The organism is Nostocoides sp., from assembly GCF_037045025.1.
Lineage (GTDB): Bacteria > Actinomycetota > Actinomycetes > Actinomycetales > Dermatophilaceae > Nostocoides_A.
Genome location: NZ_JBAOHM010000007.1, coordinates 280,710 through 306,088, shown reverse-complemented (window position 1 = coordinate 306,088; position 25,379 = coordinate 280,710). Strand labels below are relative to the sequence as shown.

At 68.5% G+C, this 25,379-nt stretch carries 23 protein-coding genes, 1 tRNA gene and 1 pseudogene; 11 read left to right on the top strand and 14 right to left on the bottom strand.

The features are described 5' to 3' along the window. Positions 1-18: 18 nt before the first annotated feature. Positions 19-2,394 (bottom strand): ATP-dependent DNA ligase, encoded by a 2,376-nt coding sequence (locus V9G19_RS06120; protein WP_462284595.1) that lies wholly within the window; start codon positions 2,392-2,394, stop codon positions 19-21. A gap of 132 nt (positions 2,395-2,526) precedes the next feature. Here V9G19_RS06120 and idi point away from each other — a divergent pair, with 132 nt between their 5' ends. Together idi and V9G19_RS06110 are read left to right on the top strand one after the other, a co-directional pair. Beyond that, complete coding sequence (idi, locus tag V9G19_RS06115) at positions 2,527-3,129, top strand: isopentenyl-diphosphate Delta-isomerase (RefSeq protein WP_462284594.1); 603 nt, start codon at positions 2,527-2,529, stop codon at positions 3,127-3,129. A gap of 133 nt (positions 3,130-3,262) precedes the next feature. Further along, entirely contained in the window at positions 3,263-3,865 is a 603-nt protein-coding gene (locus tag V9G19_RS06110; protein WP_462284593.1) for a DedA family protein, read from the top strand. Positions 3,866-3,912: 47 nt separating this feature from the next. Here V9G19_RS06110 and V9G19_RS06105 read toward each other — a convergent pair whose 3' ends face one another. Genes V9G19_RS06105 through V9G19_RS06090 form a run of 4 tightly spaced genes read right to left on the bottom strand, consistent with a single transcriptional unit; the run spans position 3,913 to position 7,389 of the window. Beyond that, a complete protein-coding gene (locus V9G19_RS06105) occupies positions 3,913-4,311 on the bottom strand; it encodes a universal stress protein (RefSeq protein ID WP_462284592.1) in 399 nt (132 codons plus the stop codon). Between the two features lies 1 nt (position 4,312). Continuing rightward, the gene (locus V9G19_RS06100) at positions 4,313-5,845 is read right to left on the bottom strand and encodes a tripartite tricarboxylate transporter permease (protein ID WP_462284591.1); all 1,533 of its coding nucleotides are present in this window, start codon (positions 5,843-5,845) and stop codon (positions 4,313-4,315) included. Next, positions 5,846-6,373, bottom strand: a complete 528-nt coding sequence (locus tag V9G19_RS06095; protein ID WP_462284590.1) for a tripartite tricarboxylate transporter TctB family protein — start codon at positions 6,371-6,373, stop codon at positions 5,846-5,848. Next, positions 6,370-7,389 carry a Bug family tripartite tricarboxylate transporter substrate binding protein gene (locus V9G19_RS06090; protein WP_462284589.1) on the bottom strand — a complete coding sequence of 340 codons (1,020 nt, stop codon included), beginning with the start codon at positions 7,387-7,389 and terminating at the stop codon, positions 6,370-6,372. Before V9G19_RS06090 ends, V9G19_RS06095 begins: the two co-directional genes overlap by 4 nt. 124 nt (positions 7,390-7,513) lie before the next feature. Here V9G19_RS06090 and V9G19_RS06085 point away from each other — a divergent pair, with 124 nt between their 5' ends. Together V9G19_RS06085 and V9G19_RS06080 are read left to right on the top strand one after the other, a co-directional pair. Continuing rightward, positions 7,514-9,142 carry a sensor histidine kinase gene (locus V9G19_RS06085; protein ID WP_462284588.1) on the top strand — a complete coding sequence of 543 codons (1,629 nt, stop codon included), beginning with the start codon at positions 7,514-7,516 and terminating at the stop codon, positions 9,140-9,142. 17 nt (positions 9,143-9,159) lie between these two features. Continuing rightward, positions 9,160-9,888, top strand: coding sequence for a response regulator (locus V9G19_RS06080; protein ID WP_462284587.1), 729 nt, complete (start codon positions 9,160-9,162; stop codon positions 9,886-9,888). An 85-nt stretch (positions 9,889-9,973) separates the two neighbouring features. On the opposite strand, the gene V9G19_RS06075 is transcribed toward V9G19_RS06080, so the two are convergent. From V9G19_RS06075 to V9G19_RS06065, 3 genes are all read right to left on the bottom strand, one after another. Beyond that, on the bottom strand, positions 9,974-10,654 hold the full coding sequence (locus tag V9G19_RS06075) for an alpha/beta fold hydrolase (RefSeq protein ID WP_462284586.1): 681 nt from the start codon (positions 10,652-10,654) through the stop codon (positions 9,974-9,976). Between the two features lie 651 nt (positions 10,655-11,305). Beyond that, positions 11,306-11,379: transfer RNA gene (locus V9G19_RS06070), tRNA-Val, on the bottom strand. A 90-nt stretch (positions 11,380-11,469) separates the two neighbouring features. After that, positions 11,470-11,820, bottom strand: coding sequence for a MaoC family dehydratase (locus V9G19_RS06065; RefSeq protein ID WP_462284585.1), 351 nt, complete (start codon positions 11,818-11,820; stop codon positions 11,470-11,472). 131 nt (positions 11,821-11,951) lie between these two features. Here V9G19_RS06065 and V9G19_RS06060 point away from each other — a divergent pair, with 131 nt between their 5' ends. Beyond that, on the top strand, positions 11,952-12,260 hold the full coding sequence (locus V9G19_RS06060) for a hypothetical protein (protein WP_462284584.1): 309 nt from the start codon (positions 11,952-11,954) through the stop codon (positions 12,258-12,260). A 64-nt stretch (positions 12,261-12,324) separates the two neighbouring features. On the opposite strand, the gene V9G19_RS06055 is transcribed toward V9G19_RS06060, so the two are convergent. The 5 genes and pseudogenes from V9G19_RS06055 to V9G19_RS06035 form a co-directional block, all read right to left on the bottom strand. Further along, entirely contained in the window at positions 12,325-13,674 is a 1,350-nt protein-coding gene (locus V9G19_RS06055) for a 3-oxoacyl-ACP reductase (protein ID WP_462284583.1), read from the bottom strand. Between the two features lie 2 nt (positions 13,675-13,676). Then, positions 13,677-14,969: pseudogene (locus V9G19_RS06050) on the bottom strand (acetyl-CoA C-acetyltransferase). A 110-nt stretch (positions 14,970-15,079) separates the two neighbouring features. Then, entirely contained in the window at positions 15,080-15,553 is a 474-nt protein-coding gene (locus tag V9G19_RS06045; protein WP_462284582.1) for a TIGR02611 family protein, read from the bottom strand. A gap of 48 nt (positions 15,554-15,601) precedes the next feature. Continuing rightward, complete coding sequence (locus V9G19_RS06040) at positions 15,602-16,399, bottom strand: aminotransferase class IV (RefSeq protein WP_462284581.1); 798 nt, start codon at positions 16,397-16,399, stop codon at positions 15,602-15,604. Next, entirely contained in the window at positions 16,396-17,412 is a 1,017-nt protein-coding gene (locus tag V9G19_RS06035; protein ID WP_462284580.1) for a chorismate-binding protein, read from the bottom strand. The genes V9G19_RS06040 and V9G19_RS06035 overlap by 4 nt, the downstream gene beginning before the upstream one ends. 79 nt (positions 17,413-17,491) lie before the next feature. Here V9G19_RS06035 and V9G19_RS06030 point away from each other — a divergent pair, with 79 nt between their 5' ends. From V9G19_RS06030 to V9G19_RS06005, 6 genes are all read left to right on the top strand, one after another. Then, positions 17,492-17,983, top strand: a complete 492-nt coding sequence (locus V9G19_RS06030) for a DUF2231 domain-containing protein (protein ID WP_462284579.1) — start codon at positions 17,492-17,494, stop codon at positions 17,981-17,983. Between the two features lie 44 nt (positions 17,984-18,027). Further along, on the top strand, positions 18,028-19,170 hold the full coding sequence (locus tag V9G19_RS06025; RefSeq protein ID WP_462284578.1) for a CapA family protein: 1,143 nt from the start codon (positions 18,028-18,030) through the stop codon (positions 19,168-19,170). Positions 19,171-19,302: 132 nt separating this feature from the next. Further along, positions 19,303-20,271, top strand: a complete 969-nt coding sequence (locus tag V9G19_RS06020; RefSeq protein WP_462284577.1) for a zinc-binding dehydrogenase — start codon at positions 19,303-19,305, stop codon at positions 20,269-20,271. A 478-nt stretch (positions 20,272-20,749) separates the two neighbouring features. Next, the gene (locus V9G19_RS06015; protein ID WP_462284576.1) at positions 20,750-22,060 is read left to right on the top strand and encodes an ABC transporter substrate-binding protein; all 1,311 of its coding nucleotides are present in this window, start codon (positions 20,750-20,752) and stop codon (positions 22,058-22,060) included. Further along, complete coding sequence (locus V9G19_RS06010) at positions 22,057-22,962, top strand: carbohydrate ABC transporter permease (RefSeq protein ID WP_462284575.1); 906 nt, start codon at positions 22,057-22,059, stop codon at positions 22,960-22,962. Before V9G19_RS06015 ends, V9G19_RS06010 begins: the two co-directional genes overlap by 4 nt. A 1-nt stretch (position 22,963) precedes the next feature. Further along, positions 22,964-23,815, top strand: a complete 852-nt coding sequence (locus V9G19_RS06005; protein WP_462284574.1) for a carbohydrate ABC transporter permease — start codon at positions 22,964-22,966, stop codon at positions 23,813-23,815. 6 nt (positions 23,816-23,821) lie between these two features. On the opposite strand, the gene V9G19_RS06000 is transcribed toward V9G19_RS06005, so the two are convergent. After that, positions 23,822-25,132, bottom strand: coding sequence for an ISL3 family transposase (locus tag V9G19_RS06000; protein ID WP_462283955.1), 1,311 nt, complete (start codon positions 25,130-25,132; stop codon positions 23,822-23,824). Between the last annotated feature and the right edge of the window lie 247 nt (positions 25,133-25,379).

The following is a 25,379-nucleotide window of genomic DNA, read 5'->3' as shown; positions in this document are numbered from 1 at the left end:
TCATTGTCCCGCACGCGGTTAGCCGCCGCCTCGCACGACCTCGTCGGGGTGCTTGTCCGGGCGCCAGCCGCGCCAGGCAGGATGGCGCAGCCGGCCGGTGTCGGTCCACTCGGTGAACGCGACCTCACCGACGAGTGCCGGTGTGACCCAGTGGGCGTCCTTTGCGTCCGGGCGCGGGACGTCGGCCAGGGTTGGGGTCTTTCGCTCGATCGACGCGAGCTTGGCCTGGATCTGCTGCAGCGCCTTCTCGGTGAATCCGGTGCCGACCTTGCCGGCATAGACGAGCCCGTCCTTGCCGGTGACCGCCAGCAGCAGGCTGCCGATGGTGCCGGCGCGCCGGCCGGCGCCGGGGGTCCAGCCGGCGACGATCACCTCCTGGGTGCGCAGGTTCTTGATCTTGAGCCAGCTCTTGGCACGGCCGCCGGCCTGATAGATCCCGTCGGTGGTCTTGGCGATCACGCCCTCCAGCTTCAGCTCCCGGCTGGTGCGTAGCGCGAGGTCCTGGTCAGTGCCGAAGGTGACCGGGACATGGACGTGCCGGCCGGCGATAGCGAGGTTGTCGAGCAGGGCGCGGCGTTCGGCATACGGCGTGCGCAGCAGCGAGCGGCCGTCCAGGTGAAGGATGTCGAAGATCATGTAATGCGCTGCGGCGCTTGCCCTTTTATCGCCGTGGTTCTGCAAGCGGCCGAAGCTGGAACGGCCGTCGGCGTCGAGGGCGACGATCTCGCCGTCGAGGACCGCCGCGTGCTGGCCGATGACCGTCGCGATCTCCTGCAACTCCGGATAGGTCCCGCTGACGTCAATCCCATTGCGGCTGCGGAAGATTGCCCGGCCGCCAGCCACCTCGGCGATGGCGCGGTAGCCGTCCCACTTGCTCTCGTAGGCCCAGTCGCGTCCGGCGAGGTCTGCCACGGTTCCGAGGGTCGCGAGCATGGGCGTGATCCGGGGCAGGTCGGTTGGAGCGGTGGCCGCCGGCTGGGGTTGGGCCGGATTGGGTTGGCCTGGATTCGATTGGGCCGGTGCGGGATCGGCCATCCGGTGGATGAGCCACTGGTTGTCCTTGCCCCCCTTGCCCGTATGGATGAGCGCGAACTTCGCGCTGCCACCAAGCCCGCCGCCCGGGCGGCCGTGCAGCGTCGCGATGACCTCCTTGCCGGCGATCCACTTCTCGCAGTCATAGCTGCCCGAATCCCAGATCGTCACCTCTCCCCCGCCGTATTGGCCCTTGGGGATCGTGCCTTCGAAGCTGCCGTATTCGAGTGGGTGGTCCTCGGTCATCACGGCCAGGTGGTTCTTCTTGGGATCGGTCGGCGGGCCCTTGGGCAGTGCCCAGGAGACGAGCACGCCGTCGTGCTCCAGCCGGAAGTCGTGGTGGAGGCGGCGGGCGTGGTGCTCTTGGATGACGAACGAATTGCCTTCTCCGGCAGTGGGAGCGGCGGGGGGGACCGGCTCGGGGGTCTTGGCGTCGTCGCGCATGCTCCGGTATGTCGTGAGCTTGTCCTCCTCCGGCGGCAGCAGGACGGCCAGCGGATCGCCGAACGTCTGCAGTCGGTCGAGCACCTCGGCATACGTGAGCTGGCGCAGGTCGGCGGTGAGTTCGTCCCAGGAGCGGGGGGCCGCGGCATACGGCTGAGCACGGCCGCGCAGCGAATAGGGAGCGACGGTGGTCTTGCTGCCGTCGTTCTGGCTCCAGTCAATAAACACCCGGCCCCCGCGCAGCGAGCGTTTCATCTCGGCGACGATCAGGTCCTTGTGGTCGGCGGCCAGCGCCCGGGCAAGCTCGCGGGCGACCGTGGTCGCTTGGCCGGAGGTGGTGGCGCCGTCGAGGGCGGCATACAGGTGAATTCCTTTGCTGCCGCTGGTGACCGGCACGCTCGGGAGGTCCATGCCGTCGAGGATCTCTTTGCACAGCAACGCGACTCGCACGCACTCGGCCAGGCCGGCGCCGTCACCCGGGTCGAGGTCCAGGACCAGGCGGTCGGGATTGTGGTGCCCGCCGCGCGGCCCGATACGCCATTGCGGCACGTGGATCTCCAGCGCCGCCAGTTGGGCGAACCAGACGAGCGTGGCGGGGTTGTCGGCGAGCGGATAGGCGGCCTCCCGTTCACGATGGGTGAGGGTGACGGTGTCCACCCACGACGGGGTTCCGGAGTCAAGGTTCTTGGTGAAGAACGCCTGTCCGGGGTGCTCGGCGGTGCCGACGCCGTTGACCCAGCGCTTGCGGGTCGCCGGTCGGCGCCCGTTGTGCCGGATGAACCAGGGCGCGACCGCGCGGTAATAGTCGATGACCTCGCCCTTGGTCGTGCCCGTCTCGGGATACATGACCTTGTCGAGGTTGGTCAGCGTGATCTGGTGACCATCGACCGTGACCCGGGTGCCGCTCGTTCGCGCCATGGGGGACAGTCTGGCCCCTCCGGTTGCCCTGGCCTTTGCACGTGTCGGGACGAGATGCGGCAAAAGTCGGCCGGGTTCTCATCGCGGGCGGGGAGCTGCGTTCCCAGCCAACCAGGCCGCTAAGGTGACCAGGTGAAGGCTGCGGCAATCGACGACGTCGAGCGTGTCGTCCTGCTCGACGAGGACGGTCATGTGGTCGGCTCAATGGCCAAGAGCGGGGTCCATGGCTCAGCCACACCGCTGCACTTGGCTTTCTCCTGCTGGGTTTTCGACGACGCGGCACGTGTGCTCCTGACCCGACGGGCCCCCGGGAAGACGTTCGAGGGCGTGTGGACCAACGCCGTCTGTGGGCATCCGGCACCCGGGGAGGAGTTGGGCGACGCGGTGCGGCGCCGGTGCCGCGACGAACTCGGGCTGGACGTGGGACCCCTACGGCTTGTGCTTCCGGACTTCCGCTACCGGGCCGAGCAGGACGGGGTCGTCGAGAACGAGATTTGTCCCGTCCTGGTGGCCCGGGTCCGAGGTGGCGTCGACCTCACCCCCGAACCGGCCGAAGTCGCCGATCTCGACTGGGTGCCGTGGGACCAGCTGCGCGCAGACATCGCCAGCGGCCGGCGGGTCATCTCCGCGTGGGCGCACGAGCAGTCGCTATTGCTCGCCGGCCTCGGCGATGACCCGGCCACCTGGCCGCAGGCCGATCCCGCAGATCTCCCGCCCGCACTCCGCGCGAAGTGACGCTCAGCAATCGCCGCCCTTCCGCGGTCTTCGTCCATGGTGTTGTCGCCCGGCGGTCGCCAATCGTGACCTCTGCGCTTCTCCCGTCCGCGCGAACCACCGAATTCCCAGCCATACCGAGGACGATGGAATCGTGCAGGACCTGCTCACCCGATTGCTCAGCGAGCCGGCGTGGATCGTCTACCTCGTCGTTGGCCTCGTCGTGTTCGCCGAAGACGCCCTGTTCGTCGGCTTCATGATGCCCGGGGAGTCGGCGGCGATTCTCGGCGGGGTGAGCGCGGCGCTGGGCCACACCAGCCTGACGTGGATGATCGTGATCGTGTGTGCGGCCGCGATCGTCGGGGACAGCGTGGGTTTTGAAGTCGGGCGCCACCTCGGCGGTCGGCTGCTGGAGAATCCGCGGCTGACCCGTCACCGGCCACGAGTCGATGCAGCGCAAGGCAGCTTGCGCCGACGGGGTGCCAGCGCGGTGTTCCTCGGGCGCTGGACCGCGTTCCTGCGGGCTCTCATCCCCGCACTCGCGGGCGCGGCACGGATGCCCTACCGCACGTTCTTGGCCTGGAACGCGGTTGGCGGAATCCTGTGGGGCATTGTCATGGTCGTCGCCGGCCACCTGGCTGGAGCCAGCTACCAGCGAGTCGCCCACTGGCTCGGCACCGGCTCAGCGGTGGTCCTAGCACTGGTCGTCGTGATCGCACTCACCGTCTGGCACCTTCGGCGCTCGCACGGCCATTGACGTCCCCGGGCAGCGCGTGGCCGCCGGGCTGCATCGCTCCGGCGTTGTCACCGCGCGGCCTTCACCGCCACTACCGGGCAGTCCGCCTCCAGCAGGATCCGTTGCGCCTGGCTGCCCATGATGAGCTTCCCCACGGGCGAGCGGCGGCGCACGCCGATGACGATCAGGTCGGCGCCGACCTGCTGGGCGATGTCGATCAGGGCATCGGAAGCATCCCGGCCCGCGCTGACGGACTGGCTGAGCTCGTGCTCCACGCCGGCGGCGTTCAAGCGTTCCTGCAGGGCGTGCCAGTCGCTGTCCCCGGCATACCGTCGATCGACGAGGGAATCCCCCGTGCTGGTGTTGAGGACGATCATCCGGGTCTGCCGGCGACGAGCCTCCTCGATCGCGAAGTCGATCGCGGCGGCCCCTTCGGGGGTGGGCACATAGCCGACGACAATGGCCATCTCAGTTGCCTCCTTCGAAATTCGCGTGCGTGACGTCCACGGGCGCCTGGCCCCGGGCCGCGCGGCGCCGTTCAATGACGATCGGCACGAGGACGATCAGCGCGCAGATGACATAGACCAGGATCGAGAACGGCGTGTTCACCAGACCCGACAGCGACCCGTCGCTGATCTGCAGGGCTTGGCGCAGTTTGGCTTCCGCCAGCGGTCCGAGGATCACGCCGACGATGGTCGGTAGGACGGGAATACCGAAGCGGCGCATCAGGAATCCCAGCGCACCGATGACGAGCAGCAGCCACAGGTCCGTCGCCGAGCCATTGGCGGCATACGCGCCGATGGCGGCGAAGAACAGGATGCCGGCATACAGGTAGGGGCGCGGGATGAGCAGCAGCCGAGCCCAGACGCCGGCGAGCGGCAGGTTGAGCACGAGCAGGATGAGGTTGCCGATGAACAGGCTAGCGATCAGGCCCCACACCAGTTCGCCGTGGGTGTCGAACAGCCGCGGCCCGGGCTCGATGTTGTAGCGCTGAAAAGCGCCAAGCATGATCGCGGCGGTGGCGGTCGTCGGGATCCCCAACGTGAGCAAGGGAACCAGTCCGCCCGCGGCGGAGGCGTTGTTGGTGGCCTCCGGACCGGCCACGCCTTCGATCGCGCCGTGGCCGAACTCGTCCTTGTTCTTGGCCAGCTTCCGCTCGGTCACATAGGAAAGGAAGGTCGGGATCTCGGCGCCACCGGCCGGGATGGCCCCGAACGGGAAGCCGATGACGGTGCCCCGCAGCCACGGCTTCCACGAGCGGCGCCAATCCTCCTTGGTCATCGTGGCGCCCTTGACCGGGATCACCTGCACCGGATGGCGGCGCAGGTGAGCAGCCACCCAGAGGGCTTCGCCCATCGCGAAGAGCCCGACGGCGACCACGACAACATCGATGCCGTCCGCGAGTTCGGGTATGCCGAAGGTGAGGCGCTGCTGTCCGGAGGTCTTGTCGATGCCGATCGTGCCGATCAGCAGGCCAAGCCCGAGGGCCGCCAGCCCGCGCACCTTGGACGACCCGAGCACCGTTGTGACCGCGATGAACGCCATCACCATGATGGCGAAGAAGTCCGGCGCCCCGAGATTGATGGCGATCTTGGCGACCGGCTGCGCGAGCAGCGCCAGCCCGAGGGTTCCGATGGTGCCGGCAACAAACGATCCAATCGCCGCCGTCGCCAACGCCGCGGCACCGCGGCCCTTCTTGGCCATCATGTTTCCCTCGATGGCCGTGACCACCGAGGCGCTTTCGCCCGGGGTGTTGAGCAGGATCGACGTGGTCGACCCGCCATACATGCCGCCGTAGTAGATGCCGGCGAACATGATGAACGCCTGGGTCGGCTCCAAGGTGAACGTGATCGGCATCAGCAGCGCGATGGTCATCGCCGGGCCGATACCCGGAAGCACGCCGATGGCCGTGCCGAGCGCCACGCCGAGGAAGGCATAGAGCAGGTTCTGGAGGGTCAAGGCGGTGCCGAAACCCTCGATGAGCGAGGTGATGCCGTCCACCTACAACACCCCGTCCAGCAGCCCCAGGGGCAGGTTGATCCCCAGCGCCAGGTAGAAGAGGTACCAGGACCCGAAGGAGAGAATGACCGCGATGAGGGCGGTGCGGAGGTAATGGCGCCCGCCGAGCGCGACGGTGCACAGGAAGAACATCACCGCTCCGGTGATCGGCCAGCCGATTGACTCGATCAGGGCGGCGTTGAACGCGAAGGCGGCCACGAGCAGGGCGACCGTCCGGAAGTCGCTGCCGTGCGACAGGTCGACGTCCTCACCCTCCTCCTGTTCGCCATGACCCCCGCGGGCGATGTCGATGGCCAGGAACACTGCCGTCGCGATCAACATGATCCCAACGGCGATGGGCAGGGTCTTGGCGGTGACGAACCCGCGTGCCGCCCGGTCCTCGATGCCTACGGTGGCAAGAATCGCCCACAGGCCCATGACCAGCAGGAGGGCAACCACGCCGTATTCGGCGCGGTTGCTCCCAACACCGGGCTCGGCGTCGCGCGGGGCGAGCGTCGAGTCGGAGGTCATGCCAAGCCCAGTTCCTTCAGCACCCCGGCGACCCGGTCGCTCTCGGAGGTGAGATAGGCCTTGAACTCATCGCCGGTGATGAACGCATCGGTCCAACCCTGCTCGGCGAGCGTCTTCTTCCACTGCTCGGAGGCGTTCATCTTGGTCAACAGGTCGATGAACTCGGCCTTGCGCGCGTCGGAGATCCCCGGCGGCGCAACGATGCCGCGCCAGTTGACGAAGGTGAGGTCGACGCCCTGATCCGTAAGCGTCTTGGCGTCCACGCCATCAACCGGCTTTTCGCTGGTCACGGCCAAAACCTTGACCTCACCCGCCTTGGCCTGCTCGGCGACCTCGCTGATCCCGGTGGCGCCGAAGGCGATCTTCGAGCCGAGGAGCGCGGTCATCAGCTCACCGCCACCGTCATACGCGACATAGTTGACCTGCTTGGGGTCGAGCCCGACGGCCTTGGCCATGAGCATCGGCGTCAGGTGGTCCGGACCGCCGGCGTTGGAGGCGCCGCCGACGGGAACCTTTCCGGGATTTGCCTTCCAAGCCTCGATGAGGGACGCCAGGTCGTCGTATGACGAGTCCTTGGGCACGACGATGGCCTCGGACTCCTGGATCAGCCGGGCGATCGGGGTGGTGTCGTTCAAGGTGGCCTTGGACTTGTTGGTGTAGGACGCACCGACGACGCCGAGGCCCATCTGCATGAGCAGATCGTCCTTGCCCTTCTCGTTCACCGTGCGCTGCAGGCCGACAGTGCCGCCGGCGCCGGCGACATTGAAGACCTCGACGGTCTTGCTGAGCCCGGCGTCTTGGAGGTCCTTGGCGACGAGCCGCGCGGTCACGTCATACCCACTGCCAGCAGAGTTTGGGACGAGGATGCGCAGGCCCTCGATCGGGGCGGCGCTCGCTGCGGAACCGTTGCTGCCCGAGCTGCCCGACTCCTTCTTGCTGACGCCGCAGGCGGATAGGCTCAGCGCCAGCGCAACGACCACGGCGGCTCGACGGGTGACCTTGGGGTGTGCACGCACGGAGAACTCCTTGTGTCTGGAATGCGATCGCGGTCAGGCTGCCAACGAGGCACTACTCCCGTCACGCTTGCGTCGGCAGTGTGCGTTGTGTGCATTGTGCGCACGGTGACGCCACACTGGGGGCATGCAAGGGGCCTGGCGCCGGCGGCGATTCAGCTTGGCCGGCCAGATGCTCGCCTTCCAGCTGGGAATCGTCTTGCTCGTCCTGATCGGAGTCGGCGCGGTCTCGATCGCCCAACTGGCAGCGGCCCAGCGCTCCACCGAGGGACGCCGGGCACTGTCGCTGGCGGAGTTCCTCGTTTCCAGTCCCGGTGTGCGCGAATCGGTCGTCACGGGCGAGCCCGGGTATCTCGCGCAGGCACGGTCGGCGATGACCTCGAATCTGGCGCTGACCGGCGCGACCCGGGTGACGTTGACGGACGCGCGGGGCCGGATCATCGCCGCGACCGATCCACCGGTGGTGGGTCAAGATGTCCAGCGCAGCGATGCCTTCAACGGCCGCTCCTGGACCGGGACCGAGGACGGCACCGGTGACGCCATGGCGATGGCCCCGATCATCGAGGTCGCCAGCGGAAGCACGATCGGGGTGGTGACGGTCTCGCGCGCCTACCCGTCGGTGCTGTCCAACCTGCGCTCGGTCCTGCCCAACCTGCTGACCTATGTCGGCCTGGCTTCCCTATTGGCGATCGTCGGCTCGTATCTGTTGTCGCAGCGCGTCAAACGGCAAACCCTCGGCCTCGAACCTCGCGAGATCACCGGCCTGGTCGAACATCGCGAGGCGCTCTTGTCGGGCATCAAGGAGGGCGTCCTCGCCGTCGATCTCGACCGGCGGCTGACGATGGTGAACGAGCAGGCGGCCGGGCTCCTCGGCATACCGATGCTCTCGGTCGGTGCGTCCGTGACGCAGTTCGGCGATCACGCGATCCTCGCGACCATCTTCGACGATGACGCCCCGACGACCGACCGGGTCCTTCCGGTCGGACCCCGGCTGGTGACCGTCAACCGGATGCCCGTGCAAAGCCGGGGTCGGCAGATCGGTTGGGTGGCAACGCTGCGCGACCGCACGGCGCTGGTTGAACTCCAGAGGGAGCTTGACCTGAATAGGTCGGCGACGGATCTGTTGCGCGCGCAGGCTCACGAGTTCAGCAACCGGATGCACGTGGTGACCGGGCTGATCACCATCGAGGAGTACGACGAGGCGCGGACGTATATCCAGCAGATCACCGAGGCCCAGTCTCAGTTGGCCGCGTCAGTGACCGAATCGGTGACCGATCCCGCGGTTGCGGCGCTCGTGCTGGCGAAGGTGAGCCAGGCGGGCGAACGCGGCGTGCGGTTCACGATCGCACCCACCACCCGGCTGCCCCGAATGTGCTCGGAGATGTCGGCGGACGTGAACACGGTGCTGGGCAATCTGGTCGACAATGCCTTCGACGCCGCCGCCGCCAGCGCAGACCCCCACGTGGATGTCGAGTTGCGCACCGAGGCCTTCGACGAGGTCGAGGTCGTCGTCGTCACGGTGCGCGATTCCGGTCCTGGCGTCGACGCCACCGTCGCGGGTCAGCTCTTCGAGCGCGGGTTCACGACCAAGCAGCCGGTCGGTCAGCACGGGCACGGCATCGGTCTGGCCCTCGTGCAAGTCGTGTGCCGCGCCCGCGGCGGCGATGTCGAGGTCCACAACGACGGTGGTGCGGTCTTTGTCGCGACCTTGCGGTCCATCCCACTCCTGGCCGCAAGCGATGCCGCGAGCCCGTAACTGGCAGGATCACCAGGATGGCCGAAACAGCGGGCGCTTATCGTGTGCTCATCGTCGATGACGATTTCATGGTCGGCCGGTTGCACGGTGGCGTGATCGCCCGAATGCCCGGGTTCGAGGTGGTCGGATCGGCGCGCACGGGTGCGGAGGCGATCTCGTTGGCACGCAAGGAGAATCCCGACCTGCTCCTCCTGGACGTCTACCTGCCGGACATGACGGGGATCGAGGTGTTGCGCAAACTGCGACGCGATCGCGGCGTCGGCCCGGACGTGCTGATGCTCTCGGCGGCCAAGGACATCGAGACCGTGCGCATGGCGCAGCAGGCGGGGGTGTTCCACTACCTGATCAAGCCCTTCGACATCGAGGCGCTGCGTCTGCGGCTGAGCGAGTATGCCGTCTTTCGCAGTCAGGTCGATGCCGTCACGGAGGCGCACCAAGATGATGTCGACCGGCTGTTCCGGCCCGGACAGGTGCGTCTCGGCAAGGAACCGCCCAAGGGCATCAGCACGGAGACGATCGAGCTGGTGGTGCGAGCCCTGCGGGAGGCGACCGACGACATCTCCGCGCAGGAATGCGCCGAGGTGGTCGGCCTGTCTCGTTCGAGCGCCCGCCGCTATCTGGAACACCTGGTCGACGCCGGCCGTGCCCACGTCCGCCACCGCTACGGCGCCACCGGCCGGCCGGAGCGACGGTTTAGCGCCCAGTTGCCCCAGCACGATTGCGAACCGCCTCCCGGCACGCCCTGAGGCCGACTCGTGTGATGTCCGCACCGCAGCATGCCGGTCGTCCCCGGCTTGTTCAGGACACGACCCCGAGCGCGCACGTCGGGAGCTACTTTTCGTCGTCGAGGAACTCCCGCAGCATCGCGTCGAAGGCATCGCAGCCACGGGTCGCGGGTCTTCGCGGGCCCTGGACGACAAGCACAGGCAGGGAAAGGGAGCGGCATCGATCGAGAAGGTCCGTCTCGCGGATGAGCGAGGTCTCGGCGTTGATGGCGACCTTGCAGTCGTGGTTGATGGAGCAGGCCAGCTCCCGATCTTCGGCCGCCGACCGCCCACGCGACGCCAGGCCGGTGACGCGGGCCAGTTGCTCTGGGCCCATGCGGGAAGCCGCGGTGCGCCTCCACTCTGGTTTCCAACCCTGCCCCGTACCCGTCCCGCTCACGTACACCAGGGCGCGGACCGACTCCGGCCTCGCGAGCGTGTAATGCAGCGACAGGGTCACGCCCCAACTATGGCCGACGAGAACCGCACGTCCACCTTGCCGGGCCACGATGGCGGAGAGATCAGCCACGGAGCGCTCGATGCTGTACGGCCCGCGTGGTTCCGAGCGCCCGCACCCGCGCTGGTCCCAGCGGACTACGCGGTGGCTCGGCGCGAGGCGTTCCTGGAGGGCGCCGAGGTTATCAGCAAGACCCGGCCCTACGTGGTTGAGGACTATGGCGTTGCCGTGGCCGCGGACCTCGCTCCAGAGCTGGCACCCGTCGTCGGTGACGACCGTCTCGATGGACACAGGTCAAATGTCGCATGGCTGCATGCGGACCTAGACCGGCCACCTATGTGGGGGCGGTGGTCCGCGAGCGCCGTGTTGCAACCGGTCGAGCGCGAAATCTCCCTGCCCGCTGCCGCCCGCGTGTTGACCGTCGTTGTGGGTGACGAGGATCGCGGCGGTGTCCGTCATCGCGGGTACGGATGCACGAACCGGTGGCGGGCGAGGACATAGACCGCCCCCGAGCCCGCGTCGTAAGCCTCGAACTCGCGAGGCCCAGTACGGGCGGCCGGCATCCGGCACCGGGGACCGTCTCCACCTCGACGTCCATCGGCATGGCGGTCATCGCGCACCCCCGAACCTGCGCCACCCGGCGCACCTGCAGATGCCGGTTGACGTTCTCCCGCCGCCACTGCCCCGCCTCCTGTTCGGCGGCGAACTCCGCGACGAAGCCGCGCTCGCGCCGATCCCACCCGCCCCGTCGTGGCGCAACTGCTGCTGTCGTGATTGCTGACCTTCCCTTGTTGTCGGGAGGTCGGAAGGTCACTCGCGATCCGACACGTATCCGACACGCGCGGAAAGGCGAACGGCCCCTGACCTCTCGTTTCCGCAGGTCAAGGGCCGTTTTCGGGTGGTCGTGAAGGTGGGCCCCAGCACGACCGCGAACGGAGTGAGTGGACGTGAAGGGACTCGAACCCCTGGCCTCTCGCGTGTGAAGCGAACGCTCTAACCAACTGAGCTACACGTCCATGGCCGCGTCGCGGCCGAGCCACCATACCTCAGGTGGGGTCTCGCGTCCGAACCAGCACCGGTCGGAGTCGCGCCTGCTGGCTGGTCGCCTAGCTGGTGCGCAGGACCAGGTGGACGCGCTTGGGCTCCTTGGGGGCGACCAGGGCGGCCACGACGGAGCCATCGGCGGCCGGCTGCGCCACCAGGGCGACGGTGGTGGGCAGCAGCACGGGCTTGCGGAACCAGACGTGGCTGGAACCGGCATACGCGTGCCGGGCGCCGAGGGCGGCGAGGGTGCGCGGATAGGTCCACATGCCGTGGGCGATCGCCTTGGGGAAGCCCATGACCCGGGCGGTGAGCGGGTGCAGGTGGATCGGGTTGACGTCGCCGCTGACCGCGGCGTACCGCCGGCCGAGGTCACCGGACAGGCGCCACTGCTGCGCGACCGGCCGCTTGGGCACCTCCGGCGCCGGCTCCCCTCCGGGGCGGACTCCTCGCCACGTCCCCGGGCGAGATAGCTGCTGCGGCCCTCCCACACCACCTCGCCGCCCACCTCGGCGATCGTCACCAACTCGATCGTTCGCCCACGCCGGTGCGGACGCAGCTCCCCGGGCGTGACCGTCAGGTCAAGGACATCGCTCGCGGTGACCACTTGGTGGGTGGTGATCGTGTTCTCGATGTGCACCAGGCCGGCCATCGGCAGCGGGAAGTCACCGGCCGAGATGATCTTGGCCTGCAACGGGAACCCCAGCACATGCGGATAGGTCACGGGCAGCCGGTCGTCCACGGCGAAGCCGCAGATCCGTTGATAGGCAAGCAGATTGCTTCGCTCGATCTCGTATGCCGTGAGCCGGTAGCCCCGCTGCGGCACCTGCTCGCCGCCGCTGTTGCCGAGCGGTAATGCGGCACGGGCGAGCAGCGGCGCGAGCCGGGGCGGACCGGTCAGCTCGGTGATCTCCATCCGGTCACGCCCCCAACAGGCTCTGCCCGCACACGCGGACCACTTGCCCGGTGACGCCGGCGTTGGCATCCCACGACAACCAGCCGATGGTCTCGGCGACATCGACCGGCAGCCCGCCCTGGGCCAGCGAGTTCAGCCGGCGACCGACCTCGCGGGTGGCGAACGGGATCTTGGCGGTCATCTCGGTCTCGATGAACCCCGGCGCGACGGCGTTGACCGTGATCCCGCGACCGTGCAACTCCGGCGACGCGCCGAGCGCGCGCGTCAGCCCGGCGATCCCGGCCTTGGAGGCGGCATAGTTGGCCTGCCCGCGGTTGCCGGCGAGCCCGGCGATCGAGGAGACGAGGACCAGGTGACCGTCGTCGGCGATGCCGTCCTCGTCCAGCAGCGCCTCGTTCATCCGCAGCACCGACAGCAGGTTGACGTCGAGCACCTCGTGCCACCGGTCGGCGTCGGTGTTGGCGAGCAGTTTGTCGCGAGTGATGCCGGCGTTATGCACGACGATGTCGAGGCCGCCGTGGCGGCTGCGCGCGTGATCGGCAATGCGATCCCCCGCATCCGGGGTCGTGACGTCCAATTGCAGTGCGCTGCCACCGATCTCGTTGGCCAGCGCAGCGAGCGGGGCTCCCGCAGCGGGGATGTCCACGCAGACGACGCTCGCGCGATCCCGCGACAACACCCGCGCGATCTCGGCGCCGATGCCCCGCGCCGCCCCGGTGACCACGGCGACCTTGCCGGCCAGCGGGGCATCCCAATCCGCCGGCGCCGACACCTCGCCACCCGGCCGGCCCGCGCCCACCTCGACAACCTGACCCGACACATAGGCCGACCGACCGGACAGGAAAAACCGCAGCGTCGCAGCGATATTGGCATCGGCGCTCTCGGCGACCCGCACGAGGTTCGCGGTCCCCCCACCGCGCATCTCCTTGGCGACCGAGCGGACGATGCCTTCCAGTGCCTGCCGCGCCGCTGCCTGCTCAGGCGTGCTCGCCATCGTCGGTGGCCGGCCGAGAACGACGACCCGCCCGCTGGGCTGCAGGGTCTTGAGCGCCGGCGCCAAGGCGAACCGCAACTGCTCCAGGACGCCGGGCGTCATGATCCCGGTCATGTCGAGCACGACCCCGGCGACCGAGGTCGACGGTTGCGTGGCAACTGCGACGTCCCACCCACCGAGCAACTCCCGGATGCATTCGGCCAGTGGGGAATCCGCAGCGCCCGCGACGAGCACGGCGCCCGGCATCACGGCCGCGCCGACCTCGTGGCGCCGCAACCGGCTCGGGCGAGGCAAGCCGAGAGCGGTCGCGACCTGCTTGCCGATCCCAGAACTCACGAGCGCGCTGTAGCGATCAGCCATGGCTAGGCTCCTTCGAGGATCGCGACGACGCCTTGCCCACCGGCCGCGCAGATCGAGATCAGCCCACGCGACCCGGAGCCCTTCTCGTGCAACATCTTTGCCAGAGTCGCGACGATCCGTCCGCCGGTCGCCGCGAACGGGTGCCCGGCAGCCAGCGACGACCCGTTGACGTTGAGCTTCGCCCGGTCGATCGAGCCCACCGGCGCCTTAAGGCCGAGCCGATCCCGGGCAAAGGGTTCGGACTCCCACGCCGTCAACGTGCACAGCACCGGTCGCGGCAAACGCCTCGTGGATCTCATAGAAATCGAAGTCCGACAGCGACATTCCGTTGCGGGCAAGCAGCCGAGGCACGGCATACGCGGGAGCCATCAGCAAGCCGTCGGTGCCCGTGACGAAGTCAACCGCGGCCGTCTCCGCGTCCACCACATAAGCCAGCGGCGTGAGGCCCTTCTCGGCCGCCCACTCCGTCGAGCCGAGCAAAACCGTTGCGGCACCGTCGGTCAGCGGCGTCGAGTTGCCGGCCGTCATCGTCGCACCCTCGCCCTTGCCGAAGACCGGCTTGAGCCGTGCGAGCTTCTCCATCGAGCTGTCGGCGCGCAGGTTCTGGTCACGGGTCAACCCGAGATAGGGGGTCATCAGATCATCGAAGAACCCGCGCTCGTATGCCGCGGCCAGCTTCTGGTGGCTCGACATCGCCAGCTCGTCCTGCGCCTCGCGCGAGATCCGCCACTCCTTGGCCGTCACCGCCATGTGCTCGCCCATCGACAGGCCGGTGCGAGCTTCGGCGTTGCTCGGCGTGGCCACCGTGAAGTGCCACGGCCGCACGCCGACAAAGGGCCGCATCCGCTGCATCGTCGAGCGCCCGGCGCCGGCCTTAAGGAGGGTATGCCGCAGCGGCTCGGACACCGTGATCGGCGCGTCCGAGGAGGTGTCGGCGCCGCCGGCGATGCCGGACTCGACCTGGCCGAGCGCGATCTTGTTGGCGACCAGGATCGTGGTCTCCAAACCGGTCCCGCACGCCTGTTGCACGTCGTATGCCGGGGTCGTCGCGCGCCAGCGCCGACCCGAGCACGCTCTCGCGCACCAGGTTGAAGTCCCGGCTGTGCTTGATCACCGCGCCGCCGGCCACCTCGCCGAGCCGCTCCCCGGCCAGCCCGAAGCGGGCAATCAAGCCCGTCCAGCGCGGCGGTGAGCATGTCCTGGTTGGAGGCCTCGGCATACGCGCCGAATTGGCGGGCGAACGGGATGCGGTTGCCGCCGAGGACGGCGGCGCGGCGCGGGGCGGATCGACTCATGGGGCTCTCCAGGGCTCGGCTCGATTGACCGGTATCGACGGTAGCAATGCGCCGTTATGATCCGGGCGCCGAGAGGACGCACGTCACCTCGCCTGGATCGCAGGCCCAGGTCACAGGCCGAGGTTGGCGTGCAGGAAGGACTCGAGCCCGTCCGGGAAGAACCCCGGCACACCCGAGACCCGCAGCACGGCCCAGATCACGGCGACCACGAAGGCCGCCGTCACCACGGCCGCGAGCGCCTGCAGCCACCGCGCCTGAGCGCGAATCCAGTCGTTCCAGGCCCGAACCTTGGCGCGCACCCAGTCGAGCAGGCGTTGCGCCCACTCGAACTCGCTGGCCCAGACCGCCAAGCCGGCAAAGACGATCAGCCAGCCCGGCCCCGGCAGCGGCACGAGCAACAGGCCGCCGACGACGATGACCGTGCCCAACGCCCCGACCGCAAGCCGGTAGAGCCGCGCGGTCGTCGGGTTGCTCCGCAGCTTGCGTCGCCAGGCCCAGTCGTCGTCATACTGATCGAGCAGGATGTTGTGGTCGTGCCGCCCGATTTCGTTGCGGTCGACGTCGTCCGGCTGTCGCGGGCTCATGGGTCCACCTCGGCATCCGCTCGCGCGGCAAAGACCGCCGCCGCCTGCTCAGTCACCGGGCCGGGCGCCGGCAGCCGGCGCCCGTCGATCTGCCCGACGGCTAGCACATCCCGGGTGCTGGAGGTGATGAACACTTCGCTGGCAGGTATGCAGGACGCTGAGCGGCAGCGCCTCCTCGAGCACCCGCAGGCCCGCCTCCCGACACCATTCGATGGTGAGGTCCCGGGTGATCCCGGCCAGGCAGCCCGAGGACAGCGGCGGGGTCAAAATCTCCCCGCCGACGACGACGAAGATATTGCTGCCGGTGCACTCGCACAGTTCCCCGCGGGTATTGGCGAATACCGCTTCGACCGCGCCGCGCTCCTTGGCATAGGCGAGGGCGACGACGTTCTCGGCATACGACGTGGTTTTCAGGCCGGCGACCGCCGAGCGCTCGTTGCGAGTCCACGGGGTGACCGCCAGCGCCACCGGCCCCACGACCGGCTCGATCGGTGCAGCGGTGACGATATAGGTGGGCGGCGCGGTGCCGCGGTCGGAGCCGAGCGGGCCGGGTCCGCCGGTGACCGTATACCGCAGCCGCCCGAGAGCGATCGGCTCACCGCTTCCGAGGATCGCCTTGACGCCCTGGTCGATCAGGTCGTGGTCGATGGCGGGCAGGCCGAGACCCGCCGCGCTGCGCTCGAGGCGAGCCCGGTGCCGGGTCGGGGCGAAGGCCTCACCGTCGCGGATCTTCAGCGTCTCGAAGACGCCGTCGCCGACAGTCACGCCGTGATCGATCGCCGACAGCGACGCGGCGTCGTCGTCGCATATTTCACCGTTCACCCACACCCGGACCACGGAACTCATGGTGCCAAATCCCCCGATGCCAGGCCCACCAGCCGTGCCGCCTTCAACTGCGTTTCCTCCCATTCGGCCTGCGGATCTGATCCCCAGGTGATCCCGGCCCCCGCGCCGAACCGCAGCTGGCGACCGTGCCGTCCCTGCATCGCCCAGAACGTCCGGATGCCGACCGCGAGTTCCGCGGACTCGGCATCGGCGTCGATCCAGCCGATTGCCCCGCAATAGGGCCCTCGTGGAATCGGTTCGAGTTCGCCGATCATGCGTAGCGCCGATGACTTCGGCGCGCCGGAGACCGATCCGGGCGGGAAGGTCGCATCGAGGATAGCCCGCCACGACGCGCCGGGCGCGAGGCGACCGGTCACGTCCGTGACGAGGTGGACCAGGCCGGGATGCTGCTCGACGCCGCACAGGTGGTCGACGCGGACGCTGCCGGGGCGGCATACGTGCTGGAGGTCGTTGCGGACGAGGTCGGCGATCATGACGTTCTCGGCATAATCCTTGGGTAGCAGTTGTGTTGCGGTCACCGCGGTGCCCTTGATCGGGCTAGAGGTGAGCAGCTCCGCGTGGCGGCCCAGGTAGCGCTCGGGCGAGGCGCACACGATGTCGACGCCGTGCTCGGGGGCGTGGATCATCGCGGCATAGGGCGCCGGGTTTCCGCGAGTCAGCAGCCGAGCCAGCGCCGGCAGGTAGTGCTCCTCGGTGAGCGGATGACTGAGCACGCGGCAGAGGTTGACCTGATAGACCTCGCCGGCGGCGATCCCGGCCCGGATGGTCTCGACCCCGCGCACGTATGCCGCCCTGTCCAGGCTCGTCTCCCATGGCCCGGTCAGGGGCTGCCAGCGCCGGTAGTCAGGGGGCCGGCGCAGGGTCGCCCGGCCGTGGTTGGCGAAACGCAGCGCGGTCAGCTCCCCCTCGAAGTCGATGACGATTGCCCAAAAGCCTGCGGTCACCTCGTCGATGTCGTGGCTGACGGCAACCAGCTCGTATGCCGTCCGGTTGCCGAACCGCGCCCACGCCACCCGCCGATCCTAGGGACTCCCGCCCGGCGCAGCGTTTCGTTACTCCGATTTCACAGCGGGCAGTCGTACTGTGGCCGGCATGTTCGATGTGATCATCGGCTTGCCGGTGCACCCTCTGATCATTCACGCCGTGGTCGTCCTCGGGCCACTGGCTGCCCTGTGCCTGGTCGCGTATGCCGCGGTGCCCCGCTGGCGGGTCGGCCTGCGCTGGCCGACGCTGCTGTTGTCCGCGATCGCCGCGGGGAGCGCTTTTGTCGCAACCGAGAGTGGCGAGCAGTTGGAGCACCGGGTCGGCGAGCCGGGTTTCGACCACGCTGAGCGCGGTGATCTCGCGGCGATCAGCCTCTATGTCCTCTTCGGTGTCGCCGTCGTGGTGATCCTTATCGTGGCCCGCGTGGCGCGGCAGGTCGGTAGCCAGCCCGCACCGGCCCGCGGGACCGTCCCGGCGGTGGTGTTGACCGTCCTGGCGGCCGGCTTTGCGATCGTGGCAATCATGCTCGCCGGACACACCGGAGCCAAGAACGTGTGGGAGGAAGACGTCGCCAACACAAGTACGTCGACCGGCGGGTGACCGCCGGTCCCCGGGGCACGCGGCCACGCGGCGTGCAGCCGAATGTGGCGCCGACGCGTGCCGGTCGGGGCCTCGCGCTGCTGACGATCGTGCTAGCCGGATGCCTGCCCGCCGCGTGCTCGCTGGCCAGCGGCAGCCCCGGCGAGGCGCGTGACTCCGTCCAGCCGAGGGGTTCTGGCGAGGCACGCGGGTCCGGCGCCGGTGGCGGGTCGGCGAGCGCACCGACCCGACCAGTCACCTTGGCCTTTGGCGGCGACATTCACTTTGCCGACTATCTCGCTCCGCTGGCGACCAATCCCGCCGGACTGACGGCCTTGCGCCCGCTCTGGGGTGACGCCGACCTGCGGATGGCCAACCTCGAGACGGCAATCACCGAGCAGACCACGCCCTTCCCCAAGGCGTTCAACTTCAAAGCACCGGCCTCCGCGCTGGAGACGCTCGCCGGCGGTGGCCTGAGCGTGCTAACCCAAGCCAACAATCATGCCGCCGACTATGGCGCTGCCGGCCTGACCGAGACGCTCGCCGCGCGCGCCAAGAGCCCGGTCCCGATCGTCGGCATCGGCGGCGACGAGAAGGACGCCTTCGCCCCGCGCGTGCTCGACGTCGCCGGGCTAAAGGTCGCGGTCTTGGGCGCCACCCAGGTGGCCGAGGAGACCCTCGCCAACTTCTCGGCCGGTCCCGCCAAGCCGGGCGTCGCGAGCAGCATGCCAACCAACCGGATCGTCGCCGCGGTCACCGCGGTTCGCGATCAGGTCGACGTGGTCGTCGTCTATCTGCACTGGGGGATCGACTATCAGGAGTGCCCCGACCAGCGGTCGACCGCCACCGCAGCTGACTTGGAGAAGGCCGGCGCCGACGTCATCGTCGGCGCGCACAGCCACCGGGTGGGCGGCGCCGGCTGGCTCGGCCGGGCCTATGTCGACTATGGGCTCGGCAACTTCGTCTGGTGGCGCTCGGCCGAGCCCGACTCCCGCACGGGCATCTTGACGGTGACCGTCGATCCGGTTGCTGCCAAGGCGGCTCGCCCGGGTGCCCGCACCGCCTCGGTGGTCAGTGGAGCCAGCTGGGGCCCGCTGCTGATCGGGCGCGACGGCATACCGGCCGAGCCCCCGCCCGCCGACCGCGAGCGACTCCATGCCTTGTGGGAGCAGGCCAGCGCCTGCTCGGGGCTGCAACCCACCCGCTGAACCTGATCCTCGTGGGGCGGCCCGTCCTGCAGGAGGTGCCGTATACCTCACCTATTGCGGGACACCCTTCCGCTCGCGCGCCAGGTCGCAACCCACCCGCTAACCCGGCGGGGCGGGGGCTACCGTGGAGGCATGCTCGCCGTCGCCGCCGTCAGCCAGTCCACCGAGGATCCACTCTCCGGTCTCGTGATCGGGGACCAACCCGAGCCTGAGCTGCCGGACGGTTGGGTGCTCGTCGACGTCGAGGCCGCCGCGCTGAACCACCACGATTTGTGGTCGCTCAAGGGGGTTGGCCTGCCCGCCGACCGGCTGCCGATGATCCTCGGCTGCGATGCCGTCGGCCGCGATCCGCAGGGCAACGAGGTGCTGGTGCATGCCGTGATCTCCTCCCCCGGCTGGTCCGGCGACGAGACCCTCGACCCGCGCCGCTCGCTGCTCTCGGAGGTGCACCTCGGCACCCTGGCCGAGCGAGTGGCGGTGCCGGCACGCAACCTCGTTCCCAAGCCGGCGGGACTGAGCCTGGAGCAGGCGGCGTGCCTGCCGACGGCGTGGCTGACGGCATACCGGATGCTGTTCACCAACGCCGCGGTCCACCCCGGCGACACCGTTCTGGTCCAAGGCGCCGGCGGCGGCGTGGCCACCGCAGCGATCCAGCTTGGCGCCGCAGCCGGTCTGCGCGTGTGGGCTACCAGCCGCGACCAGGCCAAGCGGGACCTCGCCCGGGAGCTGGGCGCCGAGGAGGCGTTCGAGGCCGGCGCCCGACTGCCCGCGCGGGTGGACGCGGTCTTGGAGACGGTCGGCGCGGCGACCTGGTCGCACTCGGTGAACTCGCTGCGCCCGGGCGGCACGATCGTCATCTCCGGGGCGACGTCCGGCGACGCCCCGCCCAAGGCCGAGCTGACCAAGATCTTCTTCAAGCAGTTGCGCGTCATCGGCTCGACGATGGGCACCCGCACCGAGCTGGAGCGCCTGGCCAATTTCGTTGTCACCGCTGGCATTCAGCCGCGCATTGACAGTGTGCTTGCGCTCGACGAGGCGCGCGCGGGTTTCGAGAAGCTGGCATCCGGCGAGGTCGGCGGCAAGATCGTCCTGCTCACCTGATTCGCGGGAGTTCGGTGAGTGGCGTGGTGACTGGGCCGATGCCGAGGGCCAGACGAAGAGCTACTGTCACGTTGTCCCGGAACGGCGGATGATCGGCCCGGCCGGGTCGAGAGGAGCGTGTCGGCACGTTTTCTGCCGGCCAGAATCGTGGCGACCGAGTCCTCTCGACCCACGGGCCTGGTCAGCAACGGGGCTGGCGTTGGCCCGGGCGTAGCGTCGGGGCCGGGTGACGGCGGGCCGAGCACGTCCGCGGGACATGGATAGCGACCAGAGGCCCCCTCTTGCCGCCCCCACGGTGGCCGCCCGCCGGGGCGGCCCGGGTCACTGATCCGAAAGTGGGTGGGGTGCGCCCACAGGAGCCGGGGTCGGTCCGTGTCGTTGCGGGCGGGCGCACCGCGGGCGCACTAGCCTGAACGGAGCCGCCAATCCGGCATACCGCGTGCGCGCTCGGCCAGCGTGCCCGACCTCGGAGGATCGCATGTCGCCGACCACCTTCTCCGCCCATCTCGATCGGCGCCGGTTGCTCGCGTTGGGCGGTGGAGTCGCGGCTGCCGGAGCGCTCGCGGCCTGCGGTGGCAACACCGGCCGCGCCACCAGTTCCTCGGCCAGCGGTGGCGGCGGGTCGGCATCCGGCGGCGCCAAAGCCACGCTGCAGCAGTGGTATCACCAGTACGGCGAGGAGGGCACGCAGCAGGCGGTCGAGGGCTACGCCAAGGCCTACACCGCCGCCGACGTCAAGGTCACGTGGAAGCCGGGCGACTACGACCAGACGACCGCCGCCTCGCTGCTGACCGGCGGCGGGCCCGATGTCTTCGAATACGGCAACGGCCCGACGATCGACATGATCAAAGGCAACCAGGTGGCCGACCTGAGCGGACTGCTCGGCGATGCCGAGTCCGACTTCAACCCGGCAATCCTCAAGCGGATGACCTATGAGGGCAAACTGTGGGCGGTCCCCCAGGTCATCGACATGCAACTGCTCGTCTATCGCCAGTCCATGCTGGACTCGGCCGGGGTCACTCCCCCGGAGACGATCGACGACCTCATCGCCGCCGCGGACAAACTGACCTCCGGCGACGTCAAGGGCCTTTTCCTGGGCAACGACGGCGGCGTCAGCTTGATGGGCGCCCCGATGCTCTTCTCGGTCGGGCTCGACTACCTCACCGACGACGGCGCGTTCGGCTTCGATGACCAGAAGGCGGTGGACGCCTTCGGCAAGCTGCGGGAGCTGTTCACGAGCAAGTCCCTCCTGCTCGGCGCCCCGAAAGACTGGTATGACGCCTCCGCCCTGACCAGCGGCCAATGCGCGATGCAGTTCACCGGGCTGTGGACCTTCCCCGACCTGATCAAGTCCCTCAAGGACGACTTCGGCTGTATCCCGTGGCCCTCAATGCCGGGCGGCAACCGGTCGGTGGTCGTCGGGGCCTACGGCTCGTGCGTCAGTGCCAAGTCACAAAACGTCGACGCGGCAAAGGAATTCGTGAAGTGGCTGTGGGTCGACCAGACCGACAAGCAACTCGACTTCGCCACGGCATACGGCTTCCACATTCCGGCCCGCACCAGCCTGGTGGCACAGGCGGACACCCTCAAGGAGGGCCCCGCCAAGGACGCGGCGGCGTTCGCGCAGGAGTTCGGCCACGCGCAGAACAACGTCCTGTGGACGCCCAAGTGCGCCACCGCATTCGGCGACATGATGACCAAGGTCGTCAAGGACGGCGCGGACGCCAAGGCCGAGATCGCCAAGGTCAAGACGGTGGCCGAGGCCGAGGTCGCCCGCGTCAAGGGGTGAATCGCCTTCTCGGCCGGCAGAACCACAACCTGTGGTTCTGGGTCTTCGTCGGCCCCTTCGTGCTCGGGTTGCTCGTCTTCATCTATATCCCGATCGGCTGGAGTGTCTACCTCAGCTTCTTCGATGCCTACAACACCGTGACGCCGACCAAGTTCGTTGGGTTCGGCAACTACGTCACGATGCTGCGCGACGAGTCGTTCCGCTCCAGCCTCGGCACGTTCGTCGTCTTCGCCGCGTTCATCGTGCCGACAACCTTTGCCCTCTCGCTCCTCACCGCTGTCCTGGTCGCCCGCACCCGGGTCATGCAGACCTTCTTCCGGTCGGTCTTCTTCCTGCCCACGGCGTGCTCCTACGTCGTGGCGGCGCTGATCTGGAAGATGTCGATCTTTTCCGGCGGCCGCTCCGGCGCGGTCAATGCCGCTCTGGGGTCTGTGGGTGTCGACGCGATCCCGTTCCTGTCGCTGACCAGGCCGCCCTGGTATTGGCTGGTCATCGTCACAGCTCGGCTGTGGCTGCAGGTCGGCTTCTATATGATCCTCTTCCTCGCTGCGCTGCAACGGATCTCACCAACGCTGTATGAAGCGGCCGCGATCGACGGAGCAAGCGGCTGGCAATCCTTCCGGCACATCACCCTCCCCCAACTGCGTCCGACCTCGGCCGCGGTGCTGCTGCTCTTGCTCATCAACGCCTTCCAGGCCTTCGATGAGTTCTACAACATTCTCGCCAACTTCGGCACCTATCCCCCGTATGCCCGCCCGCCCCTGGTTTATCTCTACTACGTCGCCCTCGGGCAGGGGCAAGACTTCGGGCACGGCAGCGCGGGTGCGGTCATCTTGACGCTCGTGATCGTCATCGCCGCACTGGTCTTCAACCGCTTCTTCAGCCTGCGAGCGGAGGACTGACATGGTGGTCGTCGACACCTCACGGGCGGCCAAAGCCGCTGCGGCTCTTCGGTATGCCGCACTGATCCTCGCAGCGATCCTCTTCCTCGTCCCGTTCTTCCTGCTCGTCCGCAATGCGCTGATGACCGAGGACGCGCTCAGTTCACCGACATGGAGTTGGCTGCCGCCGACCTGGGAGTGGGGCAATTTCAGCGCGATCTTCAACGACCCGGCCTTGCCCTTGGCCCGCAGCCTGCTCAACTCGATTGCCATCGCGGTCGTGCAAACCCTCGGCGTGCTCGCCATCTCGGGCCTGGCGGGATACGGGCTGGCGCGGATCCCCTTTCGCTGGTCGAATCTGGTCTTCTATCTGATCACTGCGACGCTGCTGATTCCGGCAGCGGTCACCTTTGTCCCGAGCTTCGTGCTCGTCTCGACCCTCGGGTGGATCTCGACCCTGCGCGGCCTGATCATCCCCGGGCTGTTCCAGGCGTTGGCGACCTTCCTCTTCCGGCAGTTCTTCCTCAGCTTCCCCAAGGAGATCGAGGAGGCCGCCTTCCTCGACGGGCTGGGCTATTGGGGGACCTTCTGGCGGGTCGTGGTTCCCAACTCGATGGGTTTTGCCGCCGCGATCGGCACGATCACCTTCATCGGCTCGTGGAACGCCTTCCTTTGGCCGCTGGTGATCGGCCGTGATCAAACCACGTGGACCGTCCAGATCGCGCTCTCGACCTTCCTGACTGCGCAATCGGTCGACCTGGCCCATCTCTTCGCCGCCGCCCTGGTCGCCATCGCGCCGCTGCTGCTGATGTTCCTCTTCTTGCAGCGCTGGATCGTCGAAGGTGTCGAACGCACCGGCATGGGCGGCGACTAGTCAGGCTCATCCCAAACGAGAGTGTAGTTGGGGTCTGAATCCGCCGGCTTCGAGCAGACTGCGGGCAATGTAGTTGGTCAGGTTCCGGAACCCGAGGGCGGAGCCGCGCAGGTGTTCGAGCCGGCCGTTCAAGGCCTCGGTGGGGCCGTTTGAGGTGCCGGGCCGGTCGAAGTAGGCCAGGATGTCCGCGGCGCGCTTCTTCAGGGTCCGGCCCAAGGTGATGATCTCGGTGAGCGCGGCCGGGACGCCGGCGCTGATGGAGTCGATGACAGCCTGCATCCGGGCCTTGGCGGCGGCACGGTCGGGATCGCGGTAGGCGCCGATCATTCGCTGGTAGATGCCCCAGGTCGCTTCGACCTCGACATGGTCCTCAACGGCAAACAACGCCTCGATGCGGGCGCGTTGGCGGTCGGTGAGCAGATCGGCGCCGGTGTGCAGGGTCCGCCGCGCGGCATACAGCGGATCGCCTTTGCGGCCGCGGTGGCCGGTCGTGGCCTGCTGGACCCGGCGGCGTGTCTGATCGAGAGCGTCGCCGCCCAAGCGGACCACGTGAAACGGATCCATCACCGCGGTGGCGGACGGGAGTTCTTGGGCGGCCGCGGATTTGTACCCGGTGAAGCCATCCATCGCGACGACCTCGATCCTCTCCCGCCAGGCCGGGTCCCGCTCCGCGAGCCAGGTCGCGAACACCGCTGAGGAGCGGCCCTCGACCATATCCAGCAGCCGGGCCGGGCCCGTCTTGTCCCGCACCGGCGTCAGATCGATGATCACGGTGACGTACTTCTCGCCCTTGCGGGTGTGCCGCCAACAGTGCTCGTCCACGCCCACAACGGCCACACCATTGAACCGGTCCGGGTCATCGATCAACACCCGGCGTCCTTCAGCCAGAACCGCGTCGTTCGCGGTGTCCCAGGCCACCGCCAACGCCTCGGCGACCCGGGCGACCGTCAGGTGGTAGAGGACCAACGCCTCCAACGCCCAGGCCAGCGCGGCCCGGGACAGCTTCGCGCGCGGCTCGGCTGCTCGGCTGGTGTCCTGGCGCCACACCTTCCCACACGCCCCGCAGCGGTAGCGGCGGACCGTGATCTCCAAAACTGTTGGCCGCCACCCGAACGGGACATGCGCCAGCCGGCGCACCACCGTGTCCCGCACCCGGCCTTCGCTCCCGCAGCGCCGACACCACGGATCGGGCTCGAGGACCCGGCAGGCCAGCACCGCACGACCGGTCTCAAGCCGCTGCCCCGTGATGACCAGACCGAGATCATCAACACCGGTGAAGGTGTCCAGGTCGGGGCAGGTGAAGGTAACGTCAGCCATGTCGAGGTCTTCCAGATGGGAAGTGTCAGAGCTTCCATCATCGGAAGACCTCGACCCTCAACCCGGCAGCGACGCGCCACCCCCCACACTCTCGTTTGGGAAGAGCCACTAGTCACCCCACAAAGTTCTACGCTCACAAGTTCGCTCCGATACTTTCCGGGGACCCCGACTTAGTCACCCCACAAAGTTCTACGCTCACAAGTTCGCTCCGATACTTTCCGGGGACCCCGACTTAGTCACCCCGATT

Coding starts and splice junctions, on each gene's coding strand:
- V9G19_RS06085 (WP_462284588.1), top strand. CDS start 7,514: ATGCAAGGGGCCTGGCGCCGGCGGCGATTCAGCTTGGCCGGCCAGATG.
- V9G19_RS06045 (WP_462284582.1), bottom strand. CDS start 15,553: ATGAGCCCGCGACAGCCGGACGACGTCGACCGCAACGAAATCGGGCGG.
- V9G19_RS06120 (WP_462284595.1), bottom strand. CDS start 2,394: ATGGCGCGAACGAGCGGCACCCGGGTCACGGTCGATGGTCACCAGATC.
- V9G19_RS06080 (WP_462284587.1), top strand. CDS start 9,160: ATGGCCGAAACAGCGGGCGCTTATCGTGTGCTCATCGTCGATGACGAT.
- V9G19_RS06000 (WP_462283955.1), bottom strand. CDS start 25,132: ATGGCTGACGTTACCTTCACCTGCCCCGACCTGGACACCTTCACCGGT.
- V9G19_RS06015 (WP_462284576.1), top strand. CDS start 20,750: ATGTCGCCGACCACCTTCTCCGCCCATCTCGATCGGCGCCGGTTGCTC.
- V9G19_RS06105 (WP_462284592.1), bottom strand. CDS start 4,311: ATGGCCATTGTCGTCGGCTATGTGCCCACCCCCGAAGGGGCCGCCGCG.
- V9G19_RS06005 (WP_462284574.1), top strand. CDS start 22,964: ATGGTGGTCGTCGACACCTCACGGGCGGCCAAAGCCGCTGCGGCTCTT.
- V9G19_RS06030 (WP_462284579.1), top strand. CDS start 17,492: ATGTTCGATGTGATCATCGGCTTGCCGGTGCACCCTCTGATCATTCAC.
- V9G19_RS06040 (WP_462284581.1), bottom strand. CDS start 16,399: ATGAGTTCCGTGGTCCGGGTGTGGGTGAACGGTGAAATATGCGACGAC.
- V9G19_RS06095 (WP_462284590.1), bottom strand. CDS start 6,373: ATGACCTCCGACTCGACGCTCGCCCCGCGCGACGCCGAGCCCGGTGTT.
- V9G19_RS06055 (WP_462284583.1), bottom strand. CDS start 13,674: ATGGCTGATCGCTACAGCGCGCTCGTGAGTTCTGGGATCGGCAAGCAG.
- V9G19_RS06020 (WP_462284577.1), top strand. CDS start 19,303: ATGCTCGCCGTCGCCGCCGTCAGCCAGTCCACCGAGGATCCACTCTCC.